General features: G+C 70.0%; 17 protein-coding genes. 9 read left to right on the plus strand and 8 right to left on the minus strand.

The features are described from left to right. Positions 1–271 precede the first annotated feature (271 nt). From ACZ63I_RS23585 to ACZ63I_RS23600, 4 genes are all read left to right on the plus strand, one after another. Positions 272–1,558, plus strand: coding sequence for an extracellular solute-binding protein (locus tag ACZ63I_RS23585; RefSeq protein WP_469340964.1), 1,287 nt, complete (start codon positions 272–274; stop codon positions 1,556–1,558). 80 nt (positions 1,559–1,638) lie between these two features. Further along, positions 1,639–2,634 carry a carbohydrate ABC transporter permease gene (locus ACZ63I_RS23590; protein ID WP_469340965.1) on the plus strand — a complete coding sequence of 332 codons (996 nt, stop codon included), beginning with the start codon at positions 1,639–1,641 and terminating at the stop codon, positions 2,632–2,634. Next, entirely contained in the window at positions 2,631–3,521 is an 891-nt protein-coding gene (locus tag ACZ63I_RS23595; protein WP_469340966.1) for a carbohydrate ABC transporter permease, read from the plus strand. Before ACZ63I_RS23590 ends, ACZ63I_RS23595 begins: the two co-directional genes overlap by 4 nt. Before the next feature lie 9 nt (positions 3,522–3,530). Beyond that, complete coding sequence (locus ACZ63I_RS23600; protein ID WP_469340967.1) at positions 3,531–5,069, plus strand: glycoside hydrolase family 3 protein; 1,539 nt, start codon at positions 3,531–3,533, stop codon at positions 5,067–5,069. A 96-nt stretch (positions 5,070–5,165) separates the two neighbouring features. Here ACZ63I_RS23600 and ACZ63I_RS23605 read toward each other — a convergent pair whose 3' ends face one another. Then, positions 5,166–5,681 carry a GNAT family N-acetyltransferase gene (locus tag ACZ63I_RS23605; RefSeq protein ID WP_469340968.1) on the minus strand — a complete coding sequence of 172 codons (516 nt, stop codon included), beginning with the start codon at positions 5,679–5,681 and terminating at the stop codon, positions 5,166–5,168. A gap of 45 nt (positions 5,682–5,726) precedes the next feature. Between ACZ63I_RS23605 and ACZ63I_RS23610 the strand changes: the two genes are divergently transcribed. Further along, complete coding sequence (locus tag ACZ63I_RS23610) at positions 5,727–5,867, plus strand: hypothetical protein (protein ID WP_469340969.1); 141 nt, start codon at positions 5,727–5,729, stop codon at positions 5,865–5,867. A gap of 386 nt (positions 5,868–6,253) precedes the next feature. Here ACZ63I_RS23610 and nagB read toward each other — a convergent pair whose 3' ends face one another. Next, positions 6,254–7,039, minus strand: a complete 786-nt coding sequence (nagB, locus tag ACZ63I_RS23615; protein WP_469340970.1) for a glucosamine-6-phosphate deaminase — start codon at positions 7,037–7,039, stop codon at positions 6,254–6,256. A 195-nt stretch (positions 7,040–7,234) separates the two neighbouring features. Here nagB and ACZ63I_RS23620 point away from each other — a divergent pair, with 195 nt between their 5' ends. Continuing rightward, positions 7,235–8,287, plus strand: coding sequence for an SIS domain-containing protein (locus tag ACZ63I_RS23620; protein ID WP_469340971.1), 1,053 nt, complete (start codon positions 7,235–7,237; stop codon positions 8,285–8,287). A 313-nt stretch (positions 8,288–8,600) separates the two neighbouring features. Then, positions 8,601–10,097: a histidine kinase N-terminal domain-containing protein gene (locus tag ACZ63I_RS23625; RefSeq protein WP_469341124.1), complete on the plus strand. Its 1,497-nt coding sequence runs from the start codon at positions 8,601–8,603 to the stop codon at positions 10,095–10,097. Between the two features lie 199 nt (positions 10,098–10,296). Here the strand turns inward: ACZ63I_RS23625 and ACZ63I_RS23630 are convergent, their stop codons facing one another. Together ACZ63I_RS23630 and ACZ63I_RS23635 are read right to left on the minus strand one after the other, a co-directional pair. Continuing rightward, entirely contained in the window at positions 10,297–10,554 is a 258-nt protein-coding gene (locus tag ACZ63I_RS23630) for a WhiB family transcriptional regulator (RefSeq protein ID WP_004937597.1), read from the minus strand. A 316-nt stretch (positions 10,555–10,870) separates the two neighbouring features. Further along, the gene (locus tag ACZ63I_RS23635) at positions 10,871–11,839 is read right to left on the minus strand and encodes a diacylglycerol/lipid kinase family protein (protein WP_469340972.1); all 969 of its coding nucleotides are present in this window, start codon (positions 11,837–11,839) and stop codon (positions 10,871–10,873) included. A 70-nt stretch (positions 11,840–11,909) separates the two neighbouring features. Here ACZ63I_RS23635 and ACZ63I_RS23640 point away from each other — a divergent pair, with 70 nt between their 5' ends. Next, positions 11,910–12,362, plus strand: coding sequence for a hypothetical protein (locus ACZ63I_RS23640; RefSeq protein ID WP_469340973.1), 453 nt, complete (start codon positions 11,910–11,912; stop codon positions 12,360–12,362). Positions 12,363–12,385: 23 nt separating this feature from the next. Here the strand turns inward: ACZ63I_RS23640 and ACZ63I_RS23645 are convergent, their stop codons facing one another. From ACZ63I_RS23645 to ACZ63I_RS23655, 3 genes are all read right to left on the minus strand, one after another. Continuing rightward, positions 12,386–13,339, minus strand: coding sequence for an RNA polymerase sigma factor SigF (locus tag ACZ63I_RS23645; protein ID WP_469340974.1), 954 nt, complete (start codon positions 13,337–13,339; stop codon positions 12,386–12,388). 35 nt (positions 13,340–13,374) lie between these two features. Next, positions 13,375–13,788 (minus strand): ATP-binding protein, encoded by a 414-nt coding sequence (locus ACZ63I_RS23650; protein ID WP_469340975.1) that lies wholly within the window; start codon positions 13,786–13,788, stop codon positions 13,375–13,377. A 241-nt stretch (positions 13,789–14,029) separates the two neighbouring features. Then, on the minus strand, positions 14,030–14,290 hold the full coding sequence (locus tag ACZ63I_RS23655) for a UBP-type zinc finger domain-containing protein (protein ID WP_469340976.1): 261 nt from the start codon (positions 14,288–14,290) through the stop codon (positions 14,030–14,032). Positions 14,291–14,328: 38 nt separating this feature from the next. Here ACZ63I_RS23655 and ACZ63I_RS23660 point away from each other — a divergent pair, with 38 nt between their 5' ends. Further along, positions 14,329–15,930 carry a Na+/H+ antiporter gene (locus tag ACZ63I_RS23660; protein WP_469340977.1) on the plus strand — a complete coding sequence of 534 codons (1,602 nt, stop codon included), beginning with the start codon at positions 14,329–14,331 and terminating at the stop codon, positions 15,928–15,930. 122 nt (positions 15,931–16,052) lie between these two features. Here ACZ63I_RS23660 and ACZ63I_RS23665 read toward each other — a convergent pair whose 3' ends face one another. Next, positions 16,053–17,012: a 1-aminocyclopropane-1-carboxylate deaminase/D-cysteine desulfhydrase gene (locus tag ACZ63I_RS23665; RefSeq protein WP_469340978.1), complete on the minus strand. Its 960-nt coding sequence runs from the start codon at positions 17,010–17,012 to the stop codon at positions 16,053–16,055. Positions 17,013–17,209: the final 197 nt, after the last annotated feature.

Here is a 17,209-nt window from a genome sequence, read left to right on the forward strand (position 1 = left end):
GACTGCTGCGCTGCTGCCGTCACCGGCTCCTCCGTCTGTCGCGGCTCACATGGTGGCACGGTCCGGTCACAAGACGTGGGCCTGCCTCTCAGGTGTCGGTCCGATAACGGACGTCACTGCCCTTCTTATACACCCTTGACACCCCCAAAGGTCTAGGCCAAGCTCCCCGTACTGGTCTAAACCATTAAAGACCAGGTCCCAGCCCCAGTCAGTACTCGGCGTAAGTCTTCGCGGTGGGCGGGGGGTTGCAGGAATCCCTGAGGAGGGTGGCGTGAAGCGCAAGCTCATCGCGGCGGTCGGCGTCGCGGGCATGTTGGTCAGCATCGCGGCGTGTGGCTCGGACGACAAGTCCGACAACGGGTCTTCGAAGTCGGAGGACGCCAAAGCACTCACCGTATGGCTGACGGTGGATGCCCAGAACAACTGGCCGGACCTGGTGAAGGCCGCCGATGCCGCACTGGTCAAGAAGCACCCCGGCGTCAAGATCAAGCACGAGTACTACGGCTGGCCCGACAAGAACACCAAGCTCGACGCCGTCCTCGCCACCGACAAGGCGCCGGACGTGGTCGAGATGGGCAACACCGAGATGCTCGGCTACATGGTCAAGGGCGCCTTCGCCCCCGTCGACGCCTCCAAGTTCGACAACTCCGGTGCCTGGCTCGACGGCCTCAAGCAGTCGGTGACCTACTCCGGCAAGACCTACGGTGTGCCGTACTACGCCGGCGGCCGCGTGGGCAACTGGCGCAAGGACATCGCCAAGAAGGCCGGCATCAGCGCGCCGCCGAAGACCTACGCCGAGCTGACCTCCGACCTGGACAAGATCCAGAAGGAGGAGGGGACCAAGTTCAACGCCTGGTACCAGCCCTCCCGTGACTGGTACGCGGCGATGTCCTTCGTCTACGACGCCGGCGGCTCCATAGCCACCGACAACGGCGGCACGTTCAAGGCCAACCTCTCCTCCGCGGAGTCGATCAAGGGCCTGAACGACTGGAAGAAGATCGAAGACAAGTACATGCACGGCGACAAGACCAAGGACGAGTCGGACCGTTTCACCATCTACGGTCAGGGCAAGTCCGGCATGATCTTCGGCGCCGCCTGGGAAGGCGCGTCCGCCGAGGACCCGAAGGCCGACACCACCGGCAAGCTCAAGGGCAACCTCGAGAACTTCGTGATGCCCGGTCCCTCGGGCAAGAACATGCCCGTCTTCCTGGGCGGTTCGGACCTGGCCGTCCCGGTCAAGTCCAAGGCGCAGGACCTCGCAGCCGAGTGGATCAACGACTTCACCGGCGCGCAGGGCCAGAAGGGCCTCGTCGCCAAGGGCAACCTGCCCAACAACACCACGGACCTCGCTCCCATGAAGAGCGACCCGGCCACCGCAGTGCCGGCCACCGCCGCCGAGTCGAGCTGGTTCGTCCCGCAGGCTCCGGGCTGGGGACAGGTCGAGAAGGCCCAGGTACTGCAGACGATGCTGCAGTCCATCGCCACCGGCAAGGCGTCGGTCGAGGACGCCGCGAAGACCGCGGACGCCGCGATCGACAAGGTCATCAACACCAAGTGACCTGAGCACGGGGCCCCGTCGAACCCGACGGGGCCCCGTCCGGCGGGCTGCACCAAGAGAGGGACCCCGAGGAGCGCGCGATGAGTGCCGCAGAGACAACCACTGTCAAGGTGCCGCCGGCGCGGCGCGACCCACAACCGGGCATCGCACCCGGCAGACCCGGGAAGCCCGGCGGAAAGCGCGGGAAGGGCGGGGGCTCGATCCCCTGGCTGCTGCTCGCGCCAGGACTGCTCGTCATCGGTCTCGTCTTCGGCTACCCGCTGGTGCGGCTGGTCACCCTGTCGTTCCAGAAGTTCGGCCAGCCCCAGCTCTGGGGCTTCCAGCCAGCCGAGTCGGCAGGCTTCAGCAACTTCACCGAGGTCCTCGGCGACAGCGAGTTCTGGACCGTCGCCCTGCGGACCGTCGTCTTCGCCGCGGTCTGCGTCATCCTGACGCTGGTCCTCGGCATGCTGGTCGCGCTGCTCCTTCAGCGCGTCTCCGGCTGGGTCAAGACCCTCATCAACATCGCCCTCATCGCGAGCTGGGGCATGCCCGTCGTCGTCGCCATCACCATCTTCAAGTGGATGTTCGACTCCGACTACGGCGTACTCAACTGGCTGCTCAGCAGGGTCCCCGGGGTCGACCTGATCGGCCACAACTGGTTCGCCAGCGGCACCCAGGGCCTCTCCGTGATCATCCTGCTGGTGGTCTGGGGCGCCGTACCGTTCGTCGCCATCACCCTCACGGCGGGACTCACCCAGGTGCCCGCCGAACTCGAAGAGGCGGCCCGCCTCGACGGCGCCGGCGCCTGGGGCGTCTTCCGGCACGTCACCATGCCGCTCCTCAAGCCCATCCTCGTCATGCTGGCGACCCTGTCGGTCATCTGGGACATGGGCGTCTTCCCCCAGGTGTTCGTGATGCGCGACGGCCACCCCGAGGCCGAGTTCCAGTTGCTCACCACCTACTCGTACGACAAGGCGTTCGTCGTCAACGACTACTCCCAGGGCTCGGCCATCGCACTGATCACGGTCGCGCTGCTGCTGGGCGTGATCGCCGTGTACATGCGCCAGATGCTGAAGATCGGAGAGGTGGAGTGACCACGACCGCCGCGACCCCTGTCGCCGCCGCCGCCCCGGCGCCCGCGCGCACCACCGGCAAGCGTTCCCGCAAGAAGGGCAAGCTCGGCTGGAACATCGTCGGGCTGCTGGTCTTCGTCGCCATCGGCTTCCCCGTCTACTGGATGCTGAACACGGCGTTCAAACCGGCCAAGGAAGCGATCGACCCCGACCCGCACTTCTTCCCCCGGACCTTCACCCTGTCCAACTTCCAGCGCGCGCTGGACATCGCCGACTTCTGGGGCCCGGTCACCCGCTCGCTGATCGTCTCGGCAGCCGCCGTCCTCATCGCGATCGTGGTCGGCCTGCTCGCCGCCCTCGCCATCTCCCGGTTCGCCTTCCGCGGCCGCAAGATCGTGATCGTCGGGATCCTCGCCGTCCAGATGGTCCCGCTGGTCGCCATGATCATCCCGGTCTTCCTGCTGCTGAACGACCTCAAGCAGTACGACAAGCTCAGCGGGCTCGTCCTCACCTACCTGACGCTGACCCTGCCCTTCACGGTGTGGACCCTGCGCGGCTTCATCGTCAACATCCCCAAGGAGCTGGAGGAAGCGGCGATGGTCGACGGGTGCAGCCGCACCGGCGCCTTCGTCCGCGTGGTCTTCCCGCTGCTCGCCCCCGGCCTCGTCGCCACCTCCGTCTACGGCTTCATCCAGGCGTGGAACGAGTACCTCTACGCCCTGATGCTGATGAGCCAGCAGAACCAGACGGCGACCGTGTGGCTGTCCAACTTCTCCACCAAGCACGGAACCGAGTTCGCACCGATGATGGCCGGCTCCACGATGATGGCTGTCCCCATCGTGGTCCTCTTCCTCATCGTCCAGCGCAAGATGGCCGCAGGTCTGACGGCCGGCGCGGTGAAGGGATAACGCCGACCCATGACCACCATCACCACCGGTACGGACACGCTGACGCGTGACGCGCTCGCCGTCCTGCAGCCCGGCTTCGTCGGCACCACGGTCCCCGACTGGGTGCTGCGCCGCATCGGCGAAGGACTCTCCTCGGTCGCCCTGTTCGGCCGCAACGTCGCCGAGCCCGAGCAACTGGCCGCGCTCACCGCCCGGCTGCGCGCCGAGCGCCCCGACGTCCTCGTCGCCATCGACGAGGAGGGCGGCGACGTCACCCGGCTCGAAGTGCGCACCGGCTCGTCCTTCCCCGGCAACTACGCCCTCGGATCCGTGGACGACACGGACCTCACCCGGGACGTGGCCCGCGAACTCGGCCGCAGGCTCGCCGAGTGCGGGGTCAACTTCAACTGGGCGCCCTCCGCCGACGTCAACTCCAACCGCGACAACCCCGTCATCGGCGTACGGTCCTTCGGCGCCGACCCCGCGCTGGTGGCCCGGCACACCGCCGCCTACGTCGAGGGCCTGCAGTCCGCCGGGGTCGCCGCCTGCACGAAGCACTTCCCCGGACACGGCGACACCGCGGTCGACTCGCACCACGCGATGCCCAGGGTCGACGTGGACTTGGACACAGTGCACGCCCGTGACCTGCTGCCTTTCCACGCGGCCATCGCAGCGGGTTCCAAATCCGTGATGAGCGCGCATATCCTGCTCCCCGCGCTCGACCCGCACCACCCGGCGACACTGAGCCCGCGGATCCTCACCGGTCTGCTGCGCGGCGAACTCGGGTTCGAGGGTCTGATCGTCACCGACGGCATCGAGATGCAGGCCGTCGCCTCGGCGTACGGAATCGAGCGCGGCTCCGTCCTCGCGATCGCCGCGGGCGCCGACGCCATCTGCGTCGGCGGCGGGCTGTCGGACGAGGGCACCGTACTGCGGCTGCGCGACGCCCTGGTCGCCGCGGTACGGAACGGTGAACTGCCCGAGGAGCGACTGGCCGACGCGGCCGCGCGCGTGCGCGACCTCGCCGACTGGACTCATCGGGTAAGGGGGGCTTCGGGGCCGGGCGCGGCTGCACAGGAGGGGACCGCGCCCGGCACCGTGAAGAGCGCGCCGGTCGGTCTGGCCGCCGCCCGCCGCGCGGTACGCGTGACCGGCGAGGTCACCCCGCTCACGTCGGCGCCGTACGTCGCCGCCTTCACCCCGGTCGCGAACATCGCCGTCGGCAACGAGACCCCGTGGGGTGTCGGGGCCGAGCTGGCGCGGCTGCTGCCCGGCACGGAGACCGGTTCGTACACGGCAGGCGACGACGGGGCGCGGGCCGTGGCCGCCCAGGTGGTCGAGGCCGCGGGCGACCGTACCGTGGTCGCCGTCGTACGGGACGTCCACCGGCACGCCTGGATGGCGGAGGCGCTGGACGCGCTGCTCGCGGTCCGGCCCGGCACGGTCGTGGTCGAGATGGGCGTGAACGAGGCGGAGCCCAGGGGAGCGGTGCACATCGCGACCCACGGGGCCGCCCGCGTCTGCGGCGAGGCCGCGGCGGAGGTCATCACCGGCCGTACGGCGGGCTGATCCGCCCCTTCGACACCACCGGAACACAAGAGCGCCGGACGGCCCCGCGAGGGCCGCCCGGCGCTTCCGTGTTGTCTCCGAGGAGCGGCGGAGTCGTCAGACCCCGAAGGGTGCCGGGTAGAGGATGGTGCCCCTCGGGACGGGAGCGGTGGCGTCCAGGGCGAGGACCATCATGGCCTCGTCGGGTACCTCGAAGGTGGGGCGGATGCCGTGGGTCGAGGCTCGGGTGAACCCGAAGCGCGGGTAGTAGCCGGGGTGTCCCAGACAAGTGATGAGGTTTTCGCCTTGGGCGCGGGCGGCGTCGAGGGCGGCGCGGATCGCGGCGGATCCTGCTCCCGTCCTCTGGTAGGCGGGGAGCACCGCGCATGGGCCCAGCACGAGGGCGGGGCTGTCGTCGATGTGGCAGCGGGTCAGCAGCGCGAAGCCCGCGATGGTGCCGTCGGGGGTCTGTGCGACCAGGGAGAGGCCGTCGATCCAGGCCGGGTCGGTGCGCAGGGCCTCGACCAGGTCGGCTTCCAGCGGGGTCGGGAACGCGGCGAGGTTGACCGCGCGGATCGCGGCGACGTCGGCGGCGGTCTCGGGGCGGGTGGTCCAGGTAAGGGGATTGTTCATGAGGAGAGGCCGGTCCGTTTCACAGAGGCAGCGGGGGAGGTCCGAGTGGCGCGGTCGTACGCCGGTGACGACGTCGCACTGACCACGGTCCGCACGCACGATCCGGGCGGGCACGAGACCGGCGGCGCGATGCGCGGCGAAGGCGCGGTGGAACGCCTCGTCCCACCCGAACGCGAGCAGCGTTGAACCGGCAGACGAGCCGGGGGAGGAAGAGGTGGAGGAGGATGACAACTTGAGAGACCTTTGGATCAGGGGCCCCGCCAGGACGTCACACGACCACCGCGCGAGCGAGCACGCTCACCGCTGGATGGAGGGAAACGGATTCAGACAGGGACCCGGGACGTGAGGATGGTCCGGGCGCTGCCGACAGCAGCGATCTCTACCGCGATCATTGACCTCACCTCCCTCGAACAGTCACAAGCCGAAAAGTCCTCCGAGAAGATACCACCTGATCGGCTTCGAGCAGCGTCCAGACCTCGATGAGGTGACGAGAACCGGGCCGACACCACCGGAACACGCAAGCGCCGGGCGGCCTGTGCGGGCCGCCCGGCGCTTTGTCGTGTCCTCAAGGATCAGAGGCCCTGCCAGTCCGGCTTGGACGCGTACGTCGCGCGGAAGTAGTCGGCCAGCTTCAACTTGGACGCCGCCGCCTCGTCCACCACGACCGTGGCATGCGCGTGCAGTTGCAGCGCGGAGGCCGGCACCAGCGCGGCCACCGGGCCCTCGACGGCCTGCGCCACCGCCTCTGCCTTGGCCTCGCCGGTCGCGAGGAGCACCAGATGGCGCGCCTCCAGGATCGTCCCGATGCCCTGGGTGATGACGTGGTGCGGCACCTGCTCGATGTCGTTGTCGAAGAAGCGCGCGTTGTCCACCCGGGTCTGCTCGGTCAGCGTCTTGATCCGGGTGCGCGAGGCGAGCGACGAGCACGGCTCGTTGAAGCCGATGTGCCCGTCGGTGCCTATGCCGAGGAGCTGGAGGTCCACCCCGCCGGCCTCGGCGAGCGCCTTGTCGTACGCCTCGCAGGCGGCCTGTACGTCGTCGGCGCCGCCGTCCGGGCCCATGAAGGACTTCTCGGAGAGCCCCAGCGGCGCCACGACCTCGCGCAGCACCACCGAGCGGTACGACTCCGGGTGGCCTGCCGGCAGTCCGACGTACTCGTCGAGCTGGGCGATCCGGGCGTCCGAGACATCCACGGCCCCCGCGCGCCGCTGGGCGGCCAGCGCCAGATACACGGGCAGCGGGGTCGAGCCCGTGGCGACCCCGATCAGCGCGTCGCGCTTGCGCCGCAGCAGGCGGGCGATGGCGTCCGCGACGATCTCGCCGCCTGCCGCGGCGTCCTGGACGATGACAACTTCCACGCTGGCCCTGCCGATCTGGGGGAGTGACGATGTCCGATGTGTGGTATAGACCAATCTAGCAGAGCCTTCCGCCCTGGTTGAAGGGCCCCTGACCAGCGGATCAACCGCCCCCGGCTGGCGGCGCCCCACGAGCCCATGGTCGACTGGACGGGTTGCGGGAAGGCGTACGAACCCCGCCGTACGGAGGCAGAGACGATGTCGGAGAGCGAGCAGCCCGGACTGATCATGGCGGGCGAGATGGCGGAGCAGCCCGCGGTGCTGCGGCGCATCCTGCGGGACGGCGCCCCGGGCATCCGCGAGGTGGCGGCGGCGATCGGCGAGCGCCGGCCGCGCTTCGTGCTGCTCTCGGCGCGCGGCACGTCCGACCACGCGGCGCTCTACGCGAAGTACCTGCTGGAGATCCGGCTCGGCATGCCGTGCGGACTCGCCTCGATGTCCACCATCACGGCGTACGGCGCCCGCCCCGACCTCACCGACGTGCTGGTGATCACGGTCAGCCAGTCGGGCGGCTCGCCCGACCTGGTGACCTCCACCCAGGCGGCCAGGGACGCGGGCGCGATCACCCTCGCCGTCACCAACAGCCCGGACTCGCCGCTGGCCGCCGTGTCCGAGTTCCACATCGACGTCCTGGCGGGGCCCGAGAAGGCGCTGCCCGCCACGAAGACGTACACCGCGACCCTGCTGGCGCTCTACCTCTTCGTGGAGGGCCTGGGCGGCGGTGACGGCGTCGCGGCGGCCGTCCTGCCGGACCTCGCCGAGGAGATCCTCAGCCGCAGGGCCGAGGTGCGGACGCTCGCCTCCCGCTACCGCTTCGCCGACCGGATGGTCCTCACCTCCCGGGGCTACGGCTACCCGACGGCCAAGGAGGCGGCGCTGAAGCTCATGGAGACGAGCTACATCCCGGCGCTCGCCTACTCGGGCGCCGACCTGCTGCACGGCCCGCTCGCGATGGTCGACAACGTATCGCCGGTGATCGCCGTCGTCCCCGACGGCAAGGGCGGCGAGGTGCTGCGTCCCGTGCTCGACCGGCTGCGCGGCCGGGGCGCCGACCTGGTGGTGGTCGGCCCGAAGTGGGAGGTCGAGACCGCGTCGGCCGGATTCGTCCTGCCGACGGACGGCGTCGCCGAGGAGGTGCAGCCGGTCCTGGAGATCCTGCCGCTGCAACTGCTTGCGTACGAGGTCACCATCGCCCGCGGCCAGGACCCGGACGCCCCGCGCGCCCTGGCGAAGGTCACCGAGACCCGCTGAGAGCCGCTGCCGCGTGGCGTGCGGCCCGCGCCGCCGTGCCCAGGAAACACCCGCGGGCCGCGGCGCCGGGACGGGACCCTCAGCCCGTCCGGCACCGCAGCCCGGAGTTACTACGGCCGGACGGGTGTGCGGTCCCGCACGGCCGTGGAAGAGGCAGCGGCGCGGTCAGGGCAGAGGGCGCCGGGTGCCTCGGTCCCGCCTTCCTGTGCGGGGAAGGCGGAAGCTTTACCCGTTCATTGTGGACTAGACCATTCTGTGCTGTCCATCCGTAGGGGCGGGTCAATTCCGCGGGTACGCTCGCTGTGTGCCCTCCATGAACGACCTCGTACGCCAGCACACCGCCCTGAGCGAGTCCGATCTCGAATGGCTCCACCTGCTGGTCTCGGAGTGGCAACTGCTCTCCGACCTCTCCTTCGCCGACCTCGTGCTGTGGGTCCCCACCCGCGACGGCACCCGGTACGTCTCCGTCGCACAGATGCGCCCCAACACCGGACCCACGTCCTACCAGGACGACATGGTCGGCCATCTCATCCCGCGCGGCCGGCGCCCGCTGCTCGACGCCGCCCTGGACGAGGGGCGGATCGTCAGGGAGGGCGACCCCGAGTGGCGCGAGGAGGTGCCGGTACGGGTCGAGTCCATCCCGGTACGGCGGGACGGCCGGGTGCTCGGCGTGATCGCGCGCAACACCAACCTGCTCACCGTCCGCACGCCGAGCCGGCTGGAGCTGACGTACCTCCAGTCCGCCTCCGACCTGGCGCAGATGATCGCCGCCGGATCGTTCCCCTACCCCGGTGAACAGGTCGACATGGACGCGTCACCGCGCGTCGGTGACGGGCTGATCAGGCTGGACGCCGACGGGGTCGTCCAGTACGCGAGCCCCAACGCCCTGTCCGCCTACCACCGGCTGGGGCTCGCCTCCGACCTCGTGGGCCAGCATCTGGGCCGGGCGACCGACGAACTCGCGCCCGCCCGAGGCCCGGTGGACGAGGCCCTGGTCAAACTGGCCAGCGGGTACGCGCCCAAGGAGACCGAGGTGGAGAGCGCCGTCGGGGTCATCCAGCTCCGGGCCATCCCGCTCAAACCCAAGGGCACCCGCATCGGTTCGCTGGTGCTGCTCCGCGACGTCACGGAACTCCGGCGCCGCGAGCGTGAATTGATAACGAAGGACGCCACCATCCGGGAGATTCACCACCGGGTGAAGAACAATCTCCAGACGGTGGCGGCGCTGCTGCGGCTGCAGTCCCGGCGGATGGACTCCGAGCAGGGCAGGGAAGCGCTCAACGAGGCGGTACGGCGCGTCGGTTCGATCGCGATCGTGCATGAGACGCTTTCACAGAATCTTGACGAGCGGGTGGAATTCGACGAGATCGCCGACCGGGTTCTCGCAATGGTTTCCGAAATTTCACCCGGCAAGGTCGTCTGCCGGCGCACCGGCCGGTTCGGGATTCTGGACGCCGAAGTGGCCACGCCGCTTTCGATGGTGCTCACGGAAATTCTGCAGAACGCCCTGGAACACGCTTTCGGCCCCGCCGACCAGGGCCGGGTCGATGTCTCCGTGATCCGCTCGGGCGAGACGGCGGGCAAGCAGCGGAGCGAGGGCGCCCGTTCGGACGCCCGGCTGCTGATCACCGTCCAGGACGACGGCCGCGGGCTGCCCGAGGGATTCGACCCGCAGCGGGCGGGCAACCTGGGGCTGCAGATCGTACGGACGCTGGTGGAGGGCGAGTTGGGCGGCAGCTTCGACATGGTGCCGGCCCCCGAGCGCGGCACGCAGGTGGTGCTGGACATCCCCGTCGAGCCGCAGAAGTGACGTACGTCTGAAGTGACGCGGGGTCAGGCCTGAACCGGGACCGCACAGCAGCGAGCCCCGAACCGTTTGTGACGGTTCGGGGCTCGGCTCGAAGCTCATTTGCTATGCGCATCGGTGGGGGTACTGCGCGCTGCGGTTCGGGGGCGGGACCATGCGTACACGCTGTACGCTCCGCCTGCTGAGGCTCGTGCGGGGTGGATCAGGCGGTCGCGTTACGCGCCCGGTTGCGAGCGGCACGGCGCTTCATCGCGCGGCGCTCGTCCTCGCTGAGGCCACCCCAGACGCCCGAGTCCTGGCCGGACTCAAGCGCCCACTGCAAGCACTGCTCCATGACGGGGCAGCGACGGCAGACGGCCTTGGCTTCCTCGATCTGCAGCAGCGCAGGACCGGTGTTGCCGATGGGGAAGAACAGCTCGGGGTCTTCCTCGCGGCAAACGGCGTTGTGACGCCAGTCCATGGCTGCTACCTCTCTGGGTGTGTCATTCATGTTGCTTGTGAATGTGAACGCTTTCACGAATCCCTCAACAAGGGAAGGGTCGACCGTCAGATGGACTGACGTCGTCCTTGGCATGAGGAGGGGTTCTGGTTCTCAGGGAGGCCGGTGTTGCGGGCCGTCCCGATCGCCATGTAGAGATTCGCAAACCTCGGCGGCGGATACAACCCCTTCCGGAAAGTTTTTTTTGATTCCTCGGTGTCGACTAGGTCACAGCCGTACTTCCATGGGGTGGATGCCAGCCTAAACGTTCGAGTGGAAGGAGTTTGGCCCCTTCCACTCACACAATCACACGCAGTGCACGGCGTACGCCTGTGAACGTCACGCTCGTTCGCAGTCCTAGGTGGTCGCCGTCCAGTTGGAAGGGCAGGGGCACCTTTGAATGCAAGGTGAAGTCCGTCAGGTCGTGCAGGGCGACGGCATGCTTCCCATGAAGGCCTTTTTCGGGCGTCGAAGTGAGCAGTTGCGTGGCGTATCTGGCGACCGCGGCCGACGACAGCCGGCTCAGTCCGATCACGTCCAGCGCGGTGTCGAAAGAGGCGCCGGGGGAGCCGTACACCGGACGATTCCCCAGGTAGGTCCAGGGGCCCGTGTTGCAGACTATGGACAGCACGAGGTCGGTGACGGGGTCGGCGCCGGGCCGCTCCAGGGTGATCATCCCCTGTCTGCGGTGCGGCTCTTCGAGGAACTGGCGTATCACCTGGCGCACGTAAAGGGCGTGCGTCGAACGCTTCCCGCGCTCCCGGTGCTGTTCGACCCGGCCGACGACTCCGGCCACCATCCCGAATCCGGCGCAGAAGGTGAACCAGCGCGACGGCACCGCTTCGTCGTCCGTCCCAGGAGTGCCCGCGGCGAGCCCCAGACCGACCGTACGGCCGCTGCCGTCCCGCAGGGCGTCCAAGATCGCTCCGGTGGCCTCCACGGCGTCGTTGGGGATGCCGAGCGCCCGTGCGAAGACGTTGGTGGAGCCGCCGGGCACGACGGCCAGCCGGGGCAGCCGGTCCGGATCGGGGCCGTTGTGCAGCAGCCCGTTCACGACCTCGTTGACCGTGCCGTCCCCGCCGAGCGCGACGACCAGTTCGATGTCGTCGGACTCGGCCGCCTTCCTGCCGAGGTCGCGCGCGTGTCCGCGGTACTCCGTCGTGACGGCCTCCAGCTTCATCTCGCTGGCGAGTGCGTGGATCAGAACGTCACGTGTCCGGGCACTGGTGGTGGTTGCTGCCGGATTGACCACGAGGAGTGCGCGCATGCCTGGAAGATTACCGGCCGGTGACCCCGGGGGCCGATCCCGGCCCGTGGGCGGCGGCTACGCTGCTCGGGTGAGCAGCAGTGAGAAGAAGACCCCCGAACCCGCACCCGGCGCCGTCCGGGGACCGCGCCCCGCGCGGCTCGCCGTCGCGGCGGCCGTGTGCCTGGCCGAGGCCCTGGCACTGCTGGCCGGCGGGGTGTATCTGCTGGTCGAGGCGGTGAGCGGCGACCCGGACAGTCCGCAGCAGGCGGCGACGCTCGGGGTGACCGTGCTCGTCCTCGGCGCCATTCCGCTGATCGCCGCCCGCGGGCTGTGGCTGCTCCGCCGCTGGAGCCGGGGCCCCGCGATGATCACGCAGATCATGGCGCTGCCCGCCGCCTGGGCGCTGCTCACGGCGTCCGGGGCGCTGGTGCCGGCCGGTATCGCGCTCGCGGTGGTCGCCGTGGCCGGGCTCGTGGCCCTGGTCAACCCGACGACCACCGAGGCGCTCGGCATCCGGGGCCCGGCAGGCGACGACGCCTGACGCACGGGCCCCGCCCTGCCCCGTCATTCCTCCACGAGCAACCGTTCCCGCAACTGCGCCAGCGTGCGGGCCAGCAGTCGTGACACATGCATCTGGGAGATGCCGACCTCCTGCGCGATCTGCGACTGGGTCATGTTGCCGAAGAAGCGCAGCAGCAGGATCCGCTTCTCGCGCGGCGGCAGATCCTCCAACAGCGGCTTCAGCGACTCCCGGTACTCGACGCCCTCCAGGGCCTCGTCCTCGGAACCGAGCGTGTCGGCGACGGCCGGCGACTCGTCGTCCGTGTCCGGCACGTCCAGCGACAGGGTCGAGTACGCGTTGGCGGACTCCAGGCCCTCCAGGACCTCCTCCTCGGAGATCCCCAGCCGCTCGGCCAGTTCATGGACCGTGGGCGAGCGGCCGTGCTGCTGCGACAGCTCGGCCGTGGCGGTCGTCAGCGAGAGCCGCAGCTCCTGGAGGCGGCGGGGCACCCGTACCGCCCAGCCCTTGTCGCGGAAATGCCGCTTGATCTCGCCGACGACGGTCGGGGTCGCGTACGTCGAGAACTCGACCCCGCGGTCCGGGTCGAACCGGTCGACCGACTTGATCAGGCCGATCGTCGCCACCTGCGTCAGATCGTCCAACGGCTCGCCGCGGTTGCGGAAGCGCCTGGCCAGATGCTCGACCAGCGGCAGGTGCATCCGCACCAGCCTGTTGCGCAGATCCGCCTTCTCGGACGAACCGTCAGGCAGCTCGCGCAGCTCGATGAACATCGCCCGCGCCCCGCTGCGGTCATGTGGATCGTGGTGTTGCTCGCTCATAAAGGCCGCCCGCTCCGCCCGCGCCTGCTCCGCCGCCGTCCCGCCGTCCGGTCCGTCAGATCCGTCCACCGGGTGGGGGCGGGCCTGCTGCTCCGGGACACCCGCAGGAGTGAGCACCCGCTCGGAGCCCTCGTGCCCTCCCCCAGGATCCCGGGGGACGCGCCCCTCGTCCTGCACCGGCCTTCCCCCGTCCACCGGCCTCCCCCCGTCCCTCACGCCGGACCGGGTCCGGCGCCGCGCTGTTTGTACAGGCTGATGGCGACCGTACGGTCCTCTGCCACCGTCGAGTTGACCTTGCCGGCCAGCGCCGAGAGCACCGTCCACGCGAACGTGTCACGCTCCGGCGCGCGCCCGTCGGTGGTCGGGGCCGAGACGGTGACCTCCAGCGAATCCTCGATCAGCCGGAAGACGCAGCTCAGGACGGAGCCGGGCACGGCCTGCTGAAGCAGGATCGCGCAGGCCTCGTCGACGGCGATGCGCAGGTCCTCGATCTCGTCGAGGGTGAAGTCCAAGCGCGCCGCGAGGCCGGCCGTGGCCGTACGCAGCACGGACAGGTAGGCACCCGCAGCGGGCAGCCGGACTTCCACGAAGTCCTGGGTCCCGGGCTCGCCTGCGATCTGGGACACCCTCACCTCCAAGGTGGCACAAGCTTTCAGGGCTCAGGACCGGGAGAGGTCCGGAGCCTTGCGGTACGTGGTCGGCACGCAGCCGGTCTGGACTGGCGACGCTATCGCGATCCATAGTGCCCTGTCGCCGGACCCTCTCCGCACGGCTGTCACCGATGGTAAGTCCATGCGCACGCAAAGTCGCTTGAGGTGTGGACCGCCCAATGCGGAATAACCGGCGGAGGGTTGACGTACCCACACGTCAGACGATCGAACCGTCCACAAAGCACCAGCGCCAGCTCTCGCCCGGCTCGAACGACCGCATCACCGCATGGCCCGTGTCCTTGAAATGCCGGGTCCCGTGCCGGAACGGAGAGGAGTCGCAGCAGCCGACATGGCCGCACACCAGACACATCCGTAGCTGTACGGGATGGGTGCCGGCCGCCAGGCACTCCAGACACGTGTCACTCTGCGGTTCGGGCTCGGGGCGCGGCAGATCCGCGACGTGTTCGCACTCGCTCATGATGACCAAGGTTACGACGCATGTGAGGACACACCCGGATGGATGTATTGGAGCTGGTCGCGCTGGTGGCGGGCAGCGCCGCCGTGGCCGGGGCCGCGCGGCGCACGCCGGTGCCCGCGCCGCTGCTGCTCGTGACGGTCGGGCTGATCGCCGCCTACGTGCCCGGCGTACCCGCCTATACGCTCGACCCGCACATCGTGCTGCCGCTGATCCTGCCGCCGCTGCTGTACACGGCGTCGGTGGACAGCTCGTACCTCGACCTGCGGGCCAACATGCGGCCCGTCGCGCTCCTCTCGGTCGGTTACGTGCTCTTCGCGACCCTCGTCGTCGGCTATCTGGCCTTCCTGCTGGTGCCCGACCTGCCGCTGACCGCCGCCCTGGTGCTGGGCGCCGTCGTCGCGCCGCCCGACGCGGTCGCCGCCACGGCCATCGCCAGGAAGCTCGGGCTGCCGGGCCGGGTCACCACGATTTTGCAAGGCGAGTCGCTGGTGAACGACGCGACGGCGATCACCGCGTTCAAGGTGGCGCTGGCGGCGGCCGTCGGCGCGGGGACCGGCTGGGGCGAGGGGCTCCGCGAGTTCGCGCTGGCCTCGCTGGGCGGGGTGGCCGTCGGGCTCGTCCTGATGGTGCCGCTCCACTGGCTGCGCACCCACCTCAAGGAAGCGCTCCTGCAGAACACGCTGTCGCTGCTCATCCCCTTCGTCGCGTACGCGCTCGCCGAGCAGTTCGGCGCCTCCGGGGTGCTGGCCGTCGTCGTGGTCGCCCTCTACCTCGGACACCGCTCCTGGCAGGTCGACTTCGACACCCGGCTCCAGGAGCACGCCGTGTGGAAGATGGTCGCGTTCGTGCTGGAGTCGGCGGTCTTCGCACTGATCGGGCTCCAACTGCCGTTCGTGCTCAGGGGACTCGGCGAGTACGGGGTAGCCGAGTCGTGCCTGTACGCCGTCGGCGTCTTCGTGGTCGTCGTCCTGGCCCGGTTCGTCTGGGTCTACCCGGCGACCTTCCTGCCGCGCCGGCTGTCCCGGCGGATCAGGGAGCGCGAGCCGGACACCACCTGGAAGGCGCCGCTCATCGTGGGCTGGGCCGGGATGCGCGGGGTGGTGTCGCTGGCCATCGCCTTCTCCATCCCGCTGACCATGGACGACGGCGACCCCTTCCCCGGGCGCAACCTCGTGCTGTTCCTGACCTTCACGACCGTCATCGGCACGCTCGTCGTCCAGGGGCTCACCCTGCCGCTGCTGATCCGGCTGCTGAAGCTGCCGGGGCGCGACAGGCAGGCCGAGACGCTCGCCGAGGCGCAGGCGCAGAGCGAGGCGTCACGGGCCGCCGAGCAGCGGCTGCGCGAACTGCTCGCCGACGACCGCAACTCCCTGCCGAAGCCGCTGGCCGACCGGCTGCGCGCGGTCCTGGAGCGGCGCCGCAACGCCGTGTGGGAGCGCCTCGGGACCGTCAACGAGACGACGGGGGAGTCGGCGGACGAGACGTACCGGCGCCTCGCGGGCGAGGTGCTGCAGACGGAGCGGTCGGTCTTCGTCGAGCTGCGGGACCGGCGGAGCATCGACGACGAGATGCTGCGGACGCTGCTGCGCAGGCTGGACCTGGAGGAGGCGGCGGCCTACCGGGAGGAGAGTTCGGACTGACCGGGGCCCGGTCCCTTACGCGCTCGGGGGTCCTCACGTGCTGGGGGTCCTCACGCGCTCGGGGGTCCTCACGTGCACCGGGGCCCTTACGTGCACTGGGGCCCTTACGTGCTCGGGGGTCCTTATGCGCTCCGGGTTTCGGGGCTGCCGGTTTCGGGGCGGCCGGTGATGACGGCGGCGACCGTGCTGCCGGGCGCGAAGGCGCCCTCCGTGGCGAGCGTCGTCAGACCGTAGAGCATCTTGGCGACATAGACCCGCTCCACCGGCAGTCCGTGCCGGTCCTCGAAGTCGTCGGCGAAGGCGTCGAGGACGGCGGGCACCCGGGCGAAACCGCCGAAGTGGAACCGGTCGTCAAGGCTCCAGTCACCGGCGGGACCGCCGAAGGCCGCCCGTTGCAGCTCGCGCGTCTCCTGGCCGATGAAGCCGCCTCTGAGGACCGGGAAGCCCACCGCCCGCTGTCCGGTCCCGAGCCCCGCCGCAAGGCCCGCCAGGGTGCCGCCGGTGCCGCAGGCGACGGCGGCGACCTCGGCGGCGCCGCGCAGCTCCTGGCCGAGACCGGCGCAGCCCCGGGCCGCTCTGGCGTTGCTGCCGCCCTCGGGCAGCAGATAAACGGAATCCCGCTCCAGGCCGCTGCCCGCGAGCGCCGCTGTCACCAGCGAGGCCGCGACTCCGGGCTCTGCCTTACGGCGGTACGCGGCCCGCGGGACGAAGCACAGCCGCATCCCGTCGGCCGCGCAGCGCGCGAGTGAGGGGTTCAGCGGCCGGTCCGCCAACTCCTCGCCCCGTACGACCCCGACGGTGGCGAAGCCGAGCAGCCGGCCCGCCGCCGCCGTGGCGCGCAGATGGTTGGAGTACGCGCCGCCGAAGGTCAGCAGGGTGCGCAGCCCGGCGGCTGACGCGGCCCGCAGATTGGGCGTCAGCTTCCGCCACTTGTTGCCCGGCAGCTCCGGGTGGATCAGGTCGTCGCGCTTGAGCAGCAGCCGTACCCCGTGCCGGGCGAAACGCTCGTCGTCCGCGGGCTGGAGCGGCGAGGGCAGCAGGGGCCGCAGTCCTGCGGGATCGAGCGCATCGGGCGAGGTCACCCCTCATTGTCGGCGCGCGGCCGCCCCGGTGTCATGTCGGTCTGCCGTCGGTCCGGTCGCGATACGGGTACGCACCGCGCACCGCCCGCCACTGCCGGTGCGGGCTTATCAGGACAATTGGCCCATCGGAGTGGACTATCGCGTGTTGTGCCCCGTCCTACGGGAATCAGTCCCACTCATTTGTGTAATGGCGCGGC

It is taken from the genome of Streptomyces sp. NPDC087906, assembly GCF_055584925.1.